General features: G+C 55.8%; 12 protein-coding genes and 2 tRNA genes. 12 read left to right on the top strand and 2 right to left on the bottom strand.

The window, feature by feature from the left end; genetic code table 11:
• Window positions 1-51 precede the first annotated feature (51 nt).
• Window positions 52-1,065: an LLM class flavin-dependent oxidoreductase gene (locus CQ018_RS11070; protein ID WP_308729143.1), complete on the bottom strand. Its 1,014-nt coding sequence runs from the start codon at window positions 1,063-1,065 to the stop codon at window positions 52-54.
• 223 nt (window positions 1,066-1,288) lie between these two features.
• On the opposite strand from CQ018_RS11070, the gene CQ018_RS11065 reads away from it, so the two are divergent.
• From CQ018_RS11065 to CQ018_RS11045, 5 genes are all read left to right on the top strand, one after another.
• A complete protein-coding gene (locus tag CQ018_RS11065; protein WP_105550052.1) occupies window positions 1,289-1,852 on the top strand; it encodes a YceI family protein in 564 nt (187 codons plus the stop codon).
• 80 nt (window positions 1,853-1,932) lie between these two features.
• Window positions 1,933-3,129, top strand: a complete 1,197-nt coding sequence (gene dusB / locus CQ018_RS11060; protein WP_181149849.1) for a tRNA dihydrouridine synthase DusB — start codon at window positions 1,933-1,935, stop codon at window positions 3,127-3,129.
• Window positions 3,130-3,134: 5 nt separating this feature from the next.
• Entirely contained in the window at window positions 3,135-4,421 is a 1,287-nt protein-coding gene (locus tag CQ018_RS11055; protein ID WP_105550051.1) for a deoxyguanosinetriphosphate triphosphohydrolase, read from the top strand.
• A gap of 98 nt (window positions 4,422-4,519) precedes the next feature.
• The gene (gene dnaG / locus CQ018_RS11050; RefSeq protein ID WP_105550050.1) at window positions 4,520-6,403 is read left to right on the top strand and encodes a DNA primase; all 1,884 of its coding nucleotides are present in this window, start codon (window positions 4,520-4,522) and stop codon (window positions 6,401-6,403) included.
• Window positions 6,404-6,470: 67 nt separating this feature from the next.
• Window positions 6,471-6,546: transfer RNA gene (locus CQ018_RS11045), tRNA-Asn, on the top strand.
• A gap of 144 nt (window positions 6,547-6,690) precedes the next feature.
• Here the strand turns inward: CQ018_RS11045 and CQ018_RS11040 are convergent.
• Window positions 6,691-8,072, bottom strand: a protein-coding gene (locus CQ018_RS11040) for an IS3 family transposase (RefSeq protein WP_105550131.1) whose coding sequence is annotated in 2 segments (ribosomal slippage) — window positions 6,691-7,754 and window positions 7,754-8,072 — 1,383 coding nt in all. Because the reading frame shifts where the segments join, the coding sequence is not laid out codon by codon here.
• A gap of 226 nt (window positions 8,073-8,298) precedes the next feature.
• Between CQ018_RS11040 and CQ018_RS11035 the strand changes: the two genes are divergently transcribed.
• From CQ018_RS11035 to CQ018_RS11005, 7 genes are all read left to right on the top strand, one after another.
• Window positions 8,299-9,723 (top strand): lipase maturation factor family protein, encoded by a 1,425-nt coding sequence (locus CQ018_RS11035; protein ID WP_105550049.1) that lies wholly within the window; start codon window positions 8,299-8,301, stop codon window positions 9,721-9,723.
• Window positions 9,724-9,810: 87 nt separating this feature from the next.
• Window positions 9,811-11,493 (top strand): ABC-F family ATP-binding cassette domain-containing protein, encoded by a 1,683-nt coding sequence (locus CQ018_RS11030; RefSeq protein ID WP_105550048.1) that lies wholly within the window; start codon window positions 9,811-9,813, stop codon window positions 11,491-11,493.
• 62 nt (window positions 11,494-11,555) lie between these two features.
• A complete protein-coding gene (locus CQ018_RS11025; protein WP_105550047.1) occupies window positions 11,556-12,635 on the top strand; it encodes a glycosyltransferase family 1 protein in 1,080 nt (359 codons plus the stop codon).
• 168 nt (window positions 12,636-12,803) lie between these two features.
• A tRNA-Asn gene (locus CQ018_RS11020) sits at window positions 12,804-12,876 on the top strand.
• A 162-nt stretch (window positions 12,877-13,038) separates the two neighbouring features.
• Complete coding sequence (locus tag CQ018_RS11015; protein ID WP_181149848.1) at window positions 13,039-13,923, top strand: phage holin family protein; 885 nt, start codon at window positions 13,039-13,041, stop codon at window positions 13,921-13,923.
• A 110-nt stretch (window positions 13,924-14,033) separates the two neighbouring features.
• Window positions 14,034-14,654 (top strand): CDP-alcohol phosphatidyltransferase family protein, encoded by a 621-nt coding sequence (locus CQ018_RS11010; RefSeq protein ID WP_105550045.1) that lies wholly within the window; start codon window positions 14,034-14,036, stop codon window positions 14,652-14,654.
• Complete coding sequence (locus tag CQ018_RS11005) at window positions 14,642-15,553, top strand: DMT family transporter (protein WP_105550044.1); 912 nt, start codon at window positions 14,642-14,644, stop codon at window positions 15,551-15,553. Before CQ018_RS11010 ends, CQ018_RS11005 begins: the two co-directional genes overlap by 13 nt.
• Window positions 15,554-15,591: the final 38 nt, after the last annotated feature.

The following is a 15,591-nucleotide window of genomic DNA, read 5'->3' as shown; positions in this document are numbered from 1 at the left end:
TCAATGCCGGTTTACTGAGACCGCGGCTCGCGCAGGTCGAGGGAGACTCGCCTACTTTTTCCAGCCCAGTTCGCGAGCGATCTTTGCAATCTCCGTCATCACATGAGCGTTGTAGTCCACACCCAATTGGTTCGGCAGCGCGAAAAGAACATAGTCGGCCTCGCCGATAGCCTCATCGGCCATGAACTGCTCGGCAACTTCTTCGGGCGAACCCGAATATGTTGGACCGGAGCGGGCCACCGAACCATCGAGGATGCCTACCGAGTCACCGCGTTCACGACGGCCAAAATAAATCTCGTCCATCTGGGTAGTGATAGGGAAGGCGCTACGGGTCACCGCTGTCATGCCACCGGTGGTGTGTCCACTTGCCGCATAGACTGCCTTGTACTGACGCAACTGGTCGGCCTGCAACACATGGAATGGGCGCCCATCATCTTCTAGCAGGAGCGTTGAGGAGAGCAGATTCATGCCAACCTCCCCTGTCCATAGGCCAGAAGCAATGGTTGCGGCACCCCACCAGATCCGATTCTCCAGCCCCGGAGAAATCGGGTTGATCGGCAGCAATTGATCCTGTGAGTGGTGCCCACCGGGCATCGGGTGGGCGATCCCTTCGCCCGCGATGGCCCTACGGAACAGCGCAATACGTTCACGTGTCTCATTGGCCCAGGTATTTCCGGGTTCTAAATCATAGCCAAATTGGTGTTGGCCATCGCGTGCTGGTTCGGGTGAACCGCGGCTTACGCCTAGCTGTAGTCGGCCGCTACTTATTGCATCGACGGCCCCCGCCTGCTCGGCCATGTATAAAGGATTTTCATATCTTAAGTCCACTACGCCGGTACCTACTTCGAGCGTCGTGGTCTTAGCCGCCATGGCGGCCATGAGCGGGAACGGCGTTGATAGTGAGTTCCCAAAGTGATGCACGCGCATCCAGGCACCATCAAAACCTGATTCTTCGGCGGCTACTGCCAAATCAACCATTTGACGCACGGCGTCGGCACCCGTTGGTACCGGTGAGTTGCTTGACCCGCCGGAGTGGCCAAAAGTCAAAAAGCCAATCTTCTTCACGATCCACCTTCTATATATGCAAACGTATGTATCAGCGGGTACAGCAATGAGATGGCTCGGCCTATTCCCGTTGTGATCCACACTGTATAGATTGGGGTGAGAAACGTATGCTGAACGCGTAAAGAAAAGTTTTGAAAACCAGTTACCAAAAGCCTATGCGTTGGTAGGGTGAAATTTACTTGGGGACCACCGTCCATTAGCAAGATAACTAGCAGGGGGAAACATGTCAGCACTCGAGTCGTCCTACACCGGAACGTGGAAACTGGATTCGACACACACCCGCATCGGCTTTAATGCGCGCCACGCCATGGTGACAAAGGTACGCGGTGCCTTCAATGAAGTTTCCGGAACCATCATTGTGGATGCTGATGACATCGCCAAGAGTAGCGTTGAACTAGTGGTCAAGGTTGCCAGCGTCGATACCCGCAATGCCGACCGTGATCAGCACCTGCGAACCAACGATTTCTTTGACGCCCCCAAATACCCGAATATCACCTTCAAGTCCTCACGCATTGATCAGGTTGAAGAAAATAGCTTCATCGTCAACGGCAACCTGACCATCAAAGAAACCACTCGTGAGGTAGCAATTCCCATTGAGTTCATGGGGGTTGAGACAGATCCTTCGGGAAATCTGCGGGCCGGATTCGAGGGAAGCCGGCGCATTGACCGCCGAGAATACGGGGTTAACTGGAACCTAGCGTTGGATTCCGGGGGAGTACTGGTCTCCGAACGAATCCTGTTGGAATTCGAGATTTCTGCCATTAAGGAAGTTGCACCAAAGTCGTAGCTTTCGGGAGATCGTGAAATGTGATGCACTCCTTGTGCAAAACCTCTTCACGATTTGCATGTGTTTGAGAGAATAGGTTAGTGACTGCAATTGCCGATTCCTCAGTAAGCCCCGCCCCGTCGAGCGTAAAACTCGAGCTGCCCCCGCTGCAGCTGGGTAAGCACACCGTACAAACCCCGGTAGTTCTTGCCCCCATGGCCGGTATTACAAACAAGGCCTTCCGCCGACTCTGCCGAGAGTATGGGGGAGGCGTCTACGTGACCGAAATGGTCACCTCCCGGGCCTTGGTCGAACGCAACCCAGAATCCATGCGCATCATCTCCCACGATGCCGACGAAGAGTTACGTTCGGTACAGCTCTACGGAGTTGACCCCAAAACCGTGGGCGCGGCAGTGCGTTTGATCGTTGAGGAAGACCGGGCAGATCATATCGATTTGAACTTTGGTTGCCCGGTTCCCAAGGTCACCCGCCGTGGTGGCGGCTCCGCGCTACCCTGGAAGACCGATCTATTCACTGCAATCATCAAGGCAGCCACCACGGAGGCAGCCCGCGGCGATGTGCCGCTGACCATTAAAATGCGTAAGGGTATCGACGCCGATCACCTCACCTACATCGAATCGGGTAAGATCGCCCGGGATCACGGTGTAGCAGCGGTTGCCCTGCATGGCCGCACCGCAAGCCAGCACTACTCTGGCAAGGCGGACTGGGACTCAATTGCACAACTACGCGAATCCCTGCCCGATATCCCGGTACTTGGAAACGGTGATATTTGGAGTGCTGAGGACGCGGTGGCCATGGTCCAGCAAACAGGTGTCGACGGCATCGTGGTGGGGCGCGGCTGCCAGGGCCGCCCTTGGCTCTTTGGCGATCTACAGGCAGCATTCGACGGCACCGACGTGCGGTTCAAGCCGGGCCTGCGCAAGGTGGCCGACACCGTCTACCGCCACGCAGAATTGCTCACCGAATACTTTGAAGACGAATTCAAGGGCCTCCGCGATATTCGCAAGCACATGGCCTGGTACTTCAAGGGCTACCCAGTGGGCGGAGACATCCGCTCCCAGCTGGCCCAGGTGCCAACCCTTGAGGTGTTGCGCGAACTGCTCGACCAGCTAGACCTCGAACTTCCCTACCCGGGCGTCGACGCCGAGGGGCAGCGCGGCCGTGCCGGAAACCCCAAGCGCACCCACCTGCCCGATGGTTGGTTGGATTCACGTGAACTCAATGACAAACATAAGGCCATGATTTCCTTGGCCGAACTAGATATTTCCGGAGGCTAAAACAGTTGCTCGCGCAGAACTCGGGGTACACGGCGGCAGACGAGGAACGTTGGGTTCCCGAACCGCCCAAAAAGGCCTACCGCACCGCGTATGAACGCGACCGGGCGCGTGTTCTGCATTCCTCCGCGCTGCGCCGTCTGGGTGCGAAAACCCAAGTGGTGGCACCCTCCTCCGACGACTTTGTGCGTACCCGACTCACCCACTCGCTCGAGGTAGCCCAGGTAGGCCGTGAACTTGGTGCAACACTCGGGTGTGATCCCGATGTCGTAGACACCGCGTGTCTGGCGCACGACCTAGGCCACCCACCCTTTGGACACAACGGGGAAAAAGCCCTCAACGCGCTGACCAAAGACATCGGTGGCTTTGAAGGCAACGCGCAAACACTGCGCCTGCTCACCCGGCTCGAAACCAAAACTTTCAGGCACACGGGAGCCTCTGCGGGTCTGAACCTGACCCGAGCATCGTTGGATGCTGCATGTAAATATCCATGGTTGCGTGCCGATGCACCGCAGATCAATGGCAAGACCACAGCAAAATTTGGGGTCTACGAGGATGACCTGCCGGTCTTCACGTGGTTGCGTGCAACCTCTGCTGCCGAGGCACACCAGACGTGTATCGAAGCCCAGGTCATGGACCTAGCCGATGATATTTCCTACTCGGTGCATGACGTTGAAGATGCAATCAACACCGGACGATTCCAGCTCAGTTGGATCAAGCTCGCTGAACAGCGTGAAAAGGTGATTCGTTTCACCAAGCAGTGGTATCTACCCCATGTCGAGGAGGAAACCATTGATGCGGCATTCCGCAGGCTTGAAGCGACAACCGAGTGGGTGCCGGAGGCCGATGGCTCACGTCGTTCAATGGCAGCGCTGAAGGATATGACAAGTCAGTTCATTGGCCGTTTCTGTCAGTCAGCGATCGATGCAACACGCGAACAATATGGCGATGGACCGCTCACCCGCTTTAATGCAAAACTCATAGTCCCCGAATCGACCGAACATGAGATCGCGGCAATGAAGGGTCTGGCCACCGCATATGTGATGACCAGCGAAGACCGCCAACCAATTTATGCACGGCAAACACAAATCCTCACCGAACTTGTGAACCTCTTGCATGAAACCGGCGACCAATATCTGGAACCACTCTTTGCCGATGATTGGCGTCTTGCCGCCGACGATGGGCAAAAACTACGCATTATTGTTGACCAGGTAGCCTCGCTCACCGACGGCTCGGCAATAGAATGGCACGCAACAATGGTTGAGGGACGCAGTCCAACTGATCGCCTGTTCTAAAGCCATCTTTGCGGCATAGTTTTGGTGCTTGGTGAGTTCATCCACAGCCTTGCGCATAATGGACCCTAGTCCTTGCACCGGTCACTAGACTAGTGAGTATGGCCGGCCTGATTAAACGTGAAGATATTGAAGAAGTTCGCAACCGTACTGACATTAAAGAGGTCATCGACGGGTATGTGACTCTGAAATCTGCCGGCGTGGGCTCGTGGAAGGGTCTATGCCCCTTCCACGATGAGCGTTCACCCTCGTTCCATGTTCGCCCGCAGGTTGGCACCTTCCACTGCTTCGGTTGTGGTGAATCGGGCGATGTCATCGCGTTCATCCAAAAAATGGACCACAGCACGTTCTCCGAAACCGTTGAAACCCTTGCCGCTCGCGTTGGCGTCGAATTGCACTACGAGGATGGTGGCACCGGACCGCGCCGCGAAGAAATAGGTCGACGCCAACGCCTGCTCGATGCCCACAAAGTTGCCGAGGAATTCTTCCGCGAACAGCTCGCTACCCCCGGTGCCGCGGCAGGTCAAGAGTTTTTGACTGGGCGCGGATTCGATCAAGATGCCGCGGCCCAATTTGGTGTTGGCTACGCACCCCAAGGTTGGGATGCGCTGCTCAAGCACCTACACGCGCGCGGTTTCCAAGACGAAGAGCTCAAACTCACCGGCATGTTTTCCGAGGGTAACCGCGGAATTTATGACCGCTTCCGTGGCCGGCTCATCTGGCCTATCCGCGATCTGACCGGCGCAACTATCGGCTTTGGCGCCCGCAAACTCTACGAGGATGACCAAGGTCCCAAATACCTCAACACCCCAGAAACTCAGTTATACAAGAAATCCCAGGTGCTCTACGGGGTAGATCTTGCCAAGCGTGAAATCACCAAAGAACGCCAGATCGTCGTGGTCGAAGGGTACACAGACGTAATGGCCTGTCACCTTTCGGGTATTGGTACAGCGGTGGCAACCTGCGGCACCGCCTTTGGCACCGATCATATTAAGATTGCGCGTCGGCTGCTACGCGATGATGGCTCCGGCGGCGAAGTGGTATTCACCTTTGACGGTGATTCAGCGGGTCAGAAGGCAGCACTGCGCGCCTTCGAGGAAGACCAGCGATTCATCGCCCAAACCTATGTTGCCGTCGAACCCACGGGTGCCGACCCCTGTGATCTGCGCATGAGCCGTGGTCCGGAAGCGGTACGTGAGCTGATCAATTCCAAGCGCCCACTCTTCGAATTCGCCATTAAGGCCGGGCTGAAAAACTTCAACCTCAATACCGTTGAGGGGCGCGTGCAGGCCCTGCGTGTCAGCGCGCCGATCATTGCCGATATTCGGGATGCAGCAATTAGGCCCGCCTATGCCCGCGAGCTCGCCGGCTGGCTTGGCATGGATAACGAAGATGTCAACCGTGCCGTGGGTGCCGCTGTGCGGCGCAACAGGATGCCCAAGGGGGAGAACTCCCAAGAGGAGCGCCGTACAGCAGCCGCGCAGAGCCCTGAGCAGCCCGCGGCACAGGTCTTTACCCGACCCGACCCCCGTGACCCGGTGGCTCGCATGGAACGCGAGGCCTTAGAGGTAGTTCTACAACAACCAGCGCAGCTGAGCCCCGAACAATGGCAGGCGTTCTACGATGCTCGTTTCCTAGCACCAGCGCACGCGGCAGTTCATGATGGGGTGCGTGCCGCAGGCATGGCCGGGGCGACGCCTTCGCAATGGGTTGAGGCGATTCGGCAGGAGGTGCCCGAACCGTTGCGCTCATTCGTCTCCGAACTTGCCGTGACACCGCTTCCGGCTAGCACCAACGAGGCATTGCTTCGCTATTGCAACGACATTATCAATAGACTTTTCGAGCTTCAGATCACGCATCTGAAAGCGGAGAAGATGGGGCAACTTCAACGTATGGATCCGGAAGGTGATCCCGAGGGATTCCAACGGATCAATAGGGAACTATTGGAGCTGGAATTGCGCCGAAGGGCTCTTCGACAAGAGTAGTCATTGGTCAACGAGGGTGCCGATTTTTGTTTTGCCGAAATCATGTGTAGAGTATTTCTCGTTGCATTCCCCCGTAGCTCAATTGGCAGAGCGTCCGACTGTTAATCGGAAGGTTACTGGTTCAAGTCCATTCGGGGGAGCCAAAGAAAAGGAATCCGTATTCTCATTAGTGAGAATACGGATTCTTTTGTTTTCGTGGGTGACGCCTGCGGAACCGGATTCGGAGTCGAAGTTACCGCGCCGGAATTTTTCAAGTCAAGCGGTACCAGCACGAGTTTAATGAGTGGTTAAGCGGCCAATGATGTTCTTTGTTGTGGGTTGTTGATCCAGGCTGCTTCTGGCATGGCGAGGATTTTTGGGTCATTCGTGGTGCTGAAGCGTTCTGGATGTCTAGCGCGGGCTGCGGCGAGTGTTTGGGTCCGCTTGGCCGCGAGGAGATCGGCTAACCCAAAGTGCATGTTGGCCGGGGTGTGCAGCCCAAGGCCGGAGTGCTGATGATCATGGTTGTACCACTGCACGAAATCACCGATAAACACTCGGGCTTCCCCCAAGGACGTGAAGCGTTCGGGGAACACAGGAGCATATTTCATGGTCTTGAACAAGCTCTCCGAAAATGGGTTATCGTTGCTCACCCGGGGCCGAGAATGCGAACGGGTAACCTCCAAATCCGACAGTAACGCGGCCACGGTCTTCGACGTCATCGACGTGCCTCGATCCGCATGCACTACCAGTGGAATCCCGTGCACGCCGAAGATTTCTTTCATCATCTCCACCGCCAGTTCCCCGGATTCGGTGGCATGCACGTGGGCACCAACGATGTAGCGTGAGTAGATATCCAGCATCAGATAGCAGTCGTAGTACTTGCCTTTCACGGGGCCAGACAGCTTGGTAATATCCCACGAAAACACCTGGCCCGGGGCGGTGGCCACCAGCTCGGGAATGGTCCGTGGTTTATGCGTGGCTAGCCTGCGACGTTCCTTGACCAACCGGTTCTCGTTCAGCACCCGGTAAAACGTGGATAACGAACCAATATATGTGCCCTCATCCAACAGCTTGGCATAGATCTGCATCGGAGCCAGATCCACGCATGCAGGACTATTGAGTACCGAAAGGATCTCGGCGCGTTCGGCGTCACTGAGTTTGTTCGGTGGAGCCGCACGGGGCAGAGACCTCGGTGGGACAGGTTTGCGATTCATGGTGGTGCGTGAAACCCCGATCAAAGTGGCGGCTTTCCTGGAGGGAATCTGCACGGCCAACAACCGGTGATAGGCGGCTTTCATTTCTTCGTGGACTTCGGTTCGTCCTGCGATTCGTTGATGGCGTTCTCGAAGAACGCCGAGAGTTTTCCCATGATTTCCAGGGCTTCTTCGGTCTTCTTACGTTGACCCTCGCTCACCTCCAGCTGGCGGCGCAGGCGGGCGATCTCGAGTTGCTCCGCGCTGAGTTTCCCGATCCGAGATCCAGCACTTTTTCCTTCCAGCGCCCCGGCATCACGCAGCTTGCGCCATTCAGTCATCTGGGAGGAATACAAACCGTTTTCACGTAGGTAGGCACCACCGTTCTTATCGGCAGCTGCCTGCTCGTAGCCGGCAAGTAATTCAAGTTTTTCGGCTGGGGTGAACGTCCGTCGTCGGGACGGTCCACCGGCACGAGGTCCGAGGTTAGTCATAGAACTATCTTGTCCCATGGAAGTGACGGCTAAGTTGGACACAGTGAATGGTTTCCTGGTTCTCGCCCTATGCGATCAAGCGGATTTGCTCTGAGGCGCTGGTACCGTTCAACCCTGACACGTAGGGCGCCCGCAATACTGCTCACTTCGCTCCCATGTTTAACCGGGGCTCTTGTGACGTTACAAAACGTGGCACTGAGGCCTGTTCCGGGCCTACGCTGAGCGCATGGAGTGGTTGGCGGCCAACGATTACGGCATAGCTCGCGAAATCGTCCAACGCGGTGTTGCGTTGATGTATCTGCTTGCCTTCATATCAACGCTCAACCAGTTCCGCGCGTTGGCTGGTGAGCACGGATTACTTCCAGCGCCGCACTATCTTGAAACCTCGGGCGCACGCGGTCCATCGTTGTTCAGCAGAATTGGATATTCGGACCGAAAGCTCGTGGCCGTCTGTGTTCTGGGGATCAGCATTTCCTCGGTCCTCATCATGGGCATTCCTCAAACTGGTCCACCGTGGCTTCCTCTGGCCGGATTCTTGGTGCTGTGGGGTCTGTATATGTCGATAGTGAATGTGGGCCAGGTTTTCTACGGTTTCGGCTGGGAAATGCTGCTGCTGGAGGCGGGGTTCACCGTGGGCTTTCTGGGGTCTCAACAAGTCCCACCATCTCAGAGCCTGTTGCTATTGGTTGCCTGGCTGGTGTTCCGGCTCGAATTCGGTGCAGGAATGATCAAATGGCGAGGAGATCCGGCCTGGCGAAATCTCACAGCCATGTACTACCACCACCAAACTCAGCCTATGCCCGGGCCCTTGAGCCGATCCGCGCATTTGGCACCGAAGTGGTGGCATCGCTGCGAAGCAGCAGGGAATCATGGTGCCCAGTTGGTTATTCCATTCCTGTTGTTTGCTCCGCAACCCGTTGCTTCAATTGCTGCCGGCATCATTATTGCAACCCAACTCTGGTTGGTGGCTACGGGGAATTTTGCGTGGCTCAATTGGCTCACGATTGTGTTGGCAGGCTCCCGGATTAGCGATTCGGCTTGGGGCTGGATTTTTCCGTGGATTCGCTCAGCAGGAACAGTGCACATCGAATCACCCAGCTGGTGGACTGTACTGGTTTTGGCGGTCACGGTACTTCTTATTTCTCTTTCGTTCCCCGCACTACGTAATCTATTTTCCGCTCACCAACTCATGAACGCAGCGTTCAATAAATGGCAACTCGTCAACGCCTATGGTGCCTTTGGTTCGGTGACCCGGGTGCGGATCGAGATTGTTATTGAGGGCACCGAGGATGAGAACCTGATCGGCGCTCATTGGCAAGAATATTCCTTCAAAGGCAAACCGGGGAATGTGGCAAGAAAACCCGGCCAATGCGCGCCTTACCACCTACGCCTTGATTGGATGATGTGGTTCCTTCCGCTGGAATCCATCAACCAACGCTGGTTCCGCGTCTTCGTGGAAAAGCTATTGCAAGCCGATCAAGGGACATTGGCACTGCTGGCAGAGGAACCATTTTCCGGTCGATCACCGCATTATGTGAGGGTGCTCAGTTATAGATACCGCTTTACCACCCGCATACAACACCGACAAAGTGGGGATATTTGGGTGAGGGATCAACGAATATTGTTGCTTGGACCCGTCGCGCTGAACTGACTGCAACAATCCATGGAGCTGTCCTCTTCCGCACGGACTGGCGAAGAGCATGAGCTTTCTAACAGCATGACTCAGTAGGATAGGACGGTGGCTCATATTGACGTATCCGACATCCAGTACTTCCTATCCGACGGCACCCAGCTCCTAGGCGGTGTCACCTTCAAGGTCACTAGCGGCTCTAAGACCGCATTGATCGGCCCCAACGGCGCGGGTAAAACTACGCTCTTCAAGATTATTGCCGGGGATTTGAAAGCCGATGAGGGAGCCATATCCAGATCCGGTGGCATGGGAATCATGCGCCAGTTTGTCGGCCAAGTGCGTGACGAATCAACGGTGCGCGATTTGTTGGTCTCTACGGCCTCCGCCGATCTTGCCGCGGCCGCCAAATCCATTGATGAGACCGAACTGCTCATGATGGAATCCGATGATGAGAAAGTCCAGATGCGTTATGCACAGGCAATCATCGATTGGGGAGACGCCGGAGGGTATGAGCTAGAAACGGCCTGGGACAAGGTCTGTATGGCGGCCCTCGGAGTTCCTTTTGAACGTGCTGCCCACCGACTAGCCTCAACCCTTTCCGGTGGTGAGCAAAAACGCTTGGTACTCGAGGCCCTCTTTGAAGGTCCCGATGAGTTACTACTCCTCGACGAACCGGATAACTACCTAGACGTGCCCGGAAAACGCTGGCTAGAGGCGACGCTGAATGAATCCTCAAAGACCGTGCTGTTCATTAGTCACGACCGCGAGTTGCTCAATAATGCCGCAAGTCGCATTGTCACCCTCGAACCAGGGCTCTCCGGTGCCACAGCTTGGATCCACGGCGGAGCCTTCGGTTCGTATGTCGATGCCCGCCGCGAACGCAACGAACGCTTTGAAGAGCTGCGCAAACGTTGGGATGAAGAGCACGCCAAGCTCAAAGAACTTGTCAACATGTATAAGAACAAGGCAGCCTTCCGCTCGGACATGGCAAACCGCTATCACGCGGCCCAGACGCGGCTTGCTAAGTTCCTCGAGGCGGGCCCACCCCAGGCCATCCCGCTTGAACAGAACGTCAATATGCGCCTGAAGGGTGGGCGCACCGCAAAACGCGCAGTTGTTGCGGACAAGCTGGAGCTCACGGGGCTGATGAAACCCTTCAGCAATGAAATCTGGTTTGGTGACCGGGTTGCCATCTTGGGTTCTAATGGTTCGGGAAAATCGCACTTCCTGCGCTTGCTGGCCGCAGGTGGCACCGATCCGGAGCGCGAGCACCTGCCGGTCTCCGATGTGCAGATCGCCGAAGTTCCGCACGAGGGAACCGTGAAACTTGGTGCACGCATCCGCCCCGGCTTCTTCGCCCAAACTCACAGCCGCCCAGATCTCATGGGACGCATTTTGGTGGACATCTTGCACCGCGGTGACGAACACCGTTCCGGGCTGGCCCGTGAGGCCGCCTCCGCGGCGCTTGACGGGTACGGACTCGCCACCCAAGCCGAGCAGAAATATGATTCACTCTCCGGCGGACAACAGGCGCGTTTCCAGATCCTGCTGCTGCAGCTCTCCGGCGCGACGCTGCTCTTGCTCGATGAACCTACAGACAACCTTGATCTACACTCGGGCGAGGCCCTAGAACGTGCCATCGACTCCTTTGAAGGCACTGTATTGGCAGTGACCCACGATCGGTGGTTTGCCAGGTCCTTCGACAGGTTCTTGGTCTTTGGTTCCAACGGCAAGGTGTACGAATCCGCGGAGCCGGTGTGGGATGAAAAGCGAGTCGAGCGAGCACGCTGAGTTCACTCAACAGCACTCCCGCTTCAACTCCCGATGATTCAACTAGCGAAAGCCAATCAACTGTGAAGCTGATTATTGACGCGCGGTTCACCAGAACCACGCACCACGACGGTATTAGCCGTTTTACCTCGTGCCTGATCGAGGAGAGCGCGAAACGTGCTGATGTCACGATGCTCATTAACGATCCGGCGCAGCTCCCACTGCTCCCTGATGTGCCGTATGTACTGATCAACTCGCCGCTTTCGCCCTTTGAACCCTTTGTTGCGTATAAGGTCAATAAGCTCAAGCCCGATGTGGTGTTCTCGCCCATGCAAACTATGGGCAGCATGGGCCGCAACTACGGGCTCATCCTGACTTTGCATGATTTGATCTACTACGAACACCCTAAGGCACCAGGATTTCTTCCCTTGCCGGTGCGCCTTGGCTGGTTCCTGTTCCATCAGATGTACTGGCCTCAACGTATGCTGTTGAACCGACCCGATGCAGTGGCAACGGTCAGTGAAACGACCCGCGGGCTGATCAAGAAACACAAGCTTTCCCGTAAGCGTGTTGAACTCGTGTCAAACGCTCCGGCTCCGGGCGCAATTCCACGGGATCCGGGAAAGATACCGGATAAGACGCTGCTCTATATGGGGTCTTTCATGCCTTATAAGAACGTTGAGACACTGATCTGTGCCATGGGACAGCTGCCCGACTTCTCGTTGCATTTGCTGAGCAATATTGCTCCGCACCGTGAAGCCGAACTACGCGCATTGATCCAGCCAGGAAGCACCGTTGTCTTCCATCACGGGGTGAGCGATGCCGAGTATCAGGATCTTCTCAAAACCACCACGGCGCTAGTCTCACTTTCCAAAGCCGAAGGTTATGGTCTTCCCTTGGTGGAAGCCATGAATGTTGGTACCCCGGTCATTGCAACAGACATGCCAATTTTTCGTGAGGTTGGTTCGGATGCAATTTCTTATGTTGATCCGGAAGATCCCGACAAATTTGTTCGAGCGGTGAGAGAACTCACAGACCCCCACGTGTGGACGGCTGCCTCTAAGGCCGGGGTTGAGCGGGCCGGTTTTTATACGTGGGGCAAGTCCGCGGGGCAACTCATTGAGTTGGCTCAGGCCGTTGTAGATCAGCGCAAAAAACGCTAGATTTCAAGGTTTTAGACTCACATTTCGGTGGAGCTGAAGGTTCGATGCTGAGCGTAGATTGTTCTCTCTGGGTCTCCCCGCAGGAGCGCGAAAAGCATTGACTTGAGGCCCGTTTAAGCCTCGTTTGGAGTTAACTTCAGAACTCTGATATCGTTTTACTCGCTTCATTCCCCCGTAGCTCAATTGGCAGAGCGTCCGACTGTTAATCGGAAGGTTACTGGTTCAAGTCCATTCGGGGGAGCGCATCTAAGAATCCCCGTCCTCCTCACGAGGGCGGGGATTTCTTGTCTTTAGCCGACCTCATACCCTGGGTGTACCTCTTCCGGGTGAGGGGTTTGCGCACGTCCTAGTGATAGTTTTGGTTTGAACTGGCCGGGCCATGGCCATACGAAATGGAGACACCATGTCTGGAACGGAACCGACGGGTTCGAGCGAACCGTACACGTCAACGCCACGCACCATTCGAGGCCAGGTAGGCGGACTACGCCATCTGGTGCCTAGCCAGTTGGTCGATGAGGCGCGCATTGCTGCAAACATCCTCAAGGCCAAGGGCATCAACGTAGGGGTAGCGGCCGGTGCCGGCATCCTGGCTGTGGTTCTGCTCAGCTTCATGGTCATCGCCCTGGTTGTTGCGCTGATCATGGGCTTGGGGACCGTCATGGCACCCTGGCTTGCTGCATTGATAGTCGCAGCCGGATTCCTAGTCCTGGCTTTGATCCTTGTTGGTTTTTCCGTATGGCGGGTCAAGAGCGCCATGCCTTTGGTTCCTGCCGAAGCAATTCGCGGCTTCCGTCACGATCTTGGTGTGCTCAAGGACGGTAGCGCCTTTGATACCTCGACACTCGATGAACCACGCTCTTCTCGCAAGAAGGATGCACAGGAGACCACTGTGCAAGCCGAAGAGGCTAAGCCCAAGGCTCCGAAGCTCACTCACGATGAACTCATCGCGCGTACCCGTGAGCGTCGGGAACAAATCGCTCTGCACCGCGATGCCCTTGGAGTTAAGCTCGAAGTCCCCATGCAGGTCGGTGAGAAGATCTCTGATGCAACTCAGGCCGCAGGCGAAGGAATCACCAAGGCAGCGACCCACGTGCGCCACTTCGCCGATTCGGCCAGCGTCAAACTGAGCGAGGGCGTCGATACCGCAACCGAGAAGCTAGCCGAGTTCAGCAATCTTGAAGGCGAAAACGCTAAGGAAGCCTTGCGCGAGCGCTGGCAACCACTAACGATCATGGCGGGCTCACTTGCTATGTTCTTCATCTTTGTCCGCAAACTCTTCAAAAACTAGGTTTCGAACCGCTGCTTCGTGTGGCCAAAACCGCACCAAACTACCTAGAGCCTGCAGATAAGGCCCACCACGGTGCGGATGTAAGACTAAATGGAAAGGAGGTGGCTAGCATGCGATTTATTGGAGCCGGTACCCGGGACAATTTTGAATATCGGGAGCTAACCACCTTCTGGACGGTCCCGAACATGATTACCGTGGCCAGATTTTTACTGGTCCCGCTCTTTGTTTTTCAAACGGTATCCGCGCATTACGGTTGGGCGACGCTGACCCTTGCAATTCTTGGGTCAAGTGACTGGATCGACGGATATGCTGCGCGTCGCTTGGATCAGATCTCAACCGTTGGTAAATGGTTAGATCCTGTGGCGGACCGTGTTGCCTTGATCGTCATTGCCAGCACCTTTGTTGCAACAAAGATTGCCCCCGCCTGGTTGGTCTTCTCCATTGTCATTCCCGATGTCATTTTGATCATCAATGCCCTGGTGCTCTTCAAGGGAAGCCCAAACCTGCCGGTCAGTAATCTCGGCAAGATACGTACCGCATTACTTCTCGTTGGTGCACCACTCTTACTTTTGGGCAGCACCACCTGGGGAACCACAACCCTGATCGGAAGCATCTCCACCTGGGTGCTTGCCCTAGCTTGTGTGCTTCATGTCATTGCCGCCATTGGATATTTTGTCCAGGCACAACGTAAGGCCAAGGCCACAACAACAGGAACCCCATGGTCTGGCTAGCGGTCACCGCGGCCGTGGCCGGAGCGTTTTTTCTGGCATTTGGTACCCAACGCCAATCATCTGCGGTGCGCGCCAGCAGTGGCGGACTCAACGTCACTGGTCTGGGCATGCTGCGGCTGTTCAGAACTCCGCGCTGGGTATTCGGGCTTGTGCTATTAGGAATAGGCATGTCGCTGAACGTGTACGCACTGGCAAGTGCCCCACTGACTGTGGTGCAACCCATTGGTGCTATCGCGTTAGTGATCACCACCGTGGTCAATGCCCGCGAACACAATATTCGGATGAACCGGCCAACGATCTTTGCCATCATTGCTTGCATGGTCGGCAGCATCGGTTTTGTCATTATGGCTATTCAGGTCAGTGCCGAAAGCCATGTGATCACCGAGCAAGAAAACCTTCTCGCACTGCTCTTGCTGGCCGTAGTTGTCCTAATTTTTGGTGGAGCCGTACTATTTTTCCCCCACCGGCTCAGCGCCTTTTTCTATATCGTTGGAGCAGGGGTTCTTTTCGGGTTCGTTGCGGTGCTGGTCCGGACCATCTCGGTAGCACTACTGAACTCGCACGGGCACCCATTGGCCGACATGCCATGGCTAGCTGTCGTGGCGGTAGTGATTGCCGGGTTACTTGGCTCCTATTTTGTCCAAAATGCTTATTCCAAGGGGCCACCGGATCTGGTGATTGCTGGACTTACTGTCATTGACCCAATGGTCGGCATCGCTATTGGTATTGGGCTTTTTGGTGAGCTTGCTCCAAACGTTCAACCCGCGGTGGCGTTAAGCATGGTTGCTGCCGGGTGCGTTGCTATCGTTGGGGTAATCGCGCTGTCCAGGCATCATCCCGATGTGCTCGAACGCAAAGCCGAAGCAAAACGAAAATTGCAGATTCCCGAAGGCAGCTAAGCCTTCACCGCTGATTTTTTGACCATCTAGAGACGACA

The sequence above is a fragment of the Arthrobacter sp. MYb227 genome, from assembly GCF_002975435.1.
Classification (GTDB): domain Bacteria; phylum Actinomycetota; class Actinomycetes; order Actinomycetales; family Micrococcaceae; genus Paeniglutamicibacter.
Note: the sequence above shows the minus strand (reverse complement) of the source record. Positions and strands in the feature narration are given on the sequence as shown.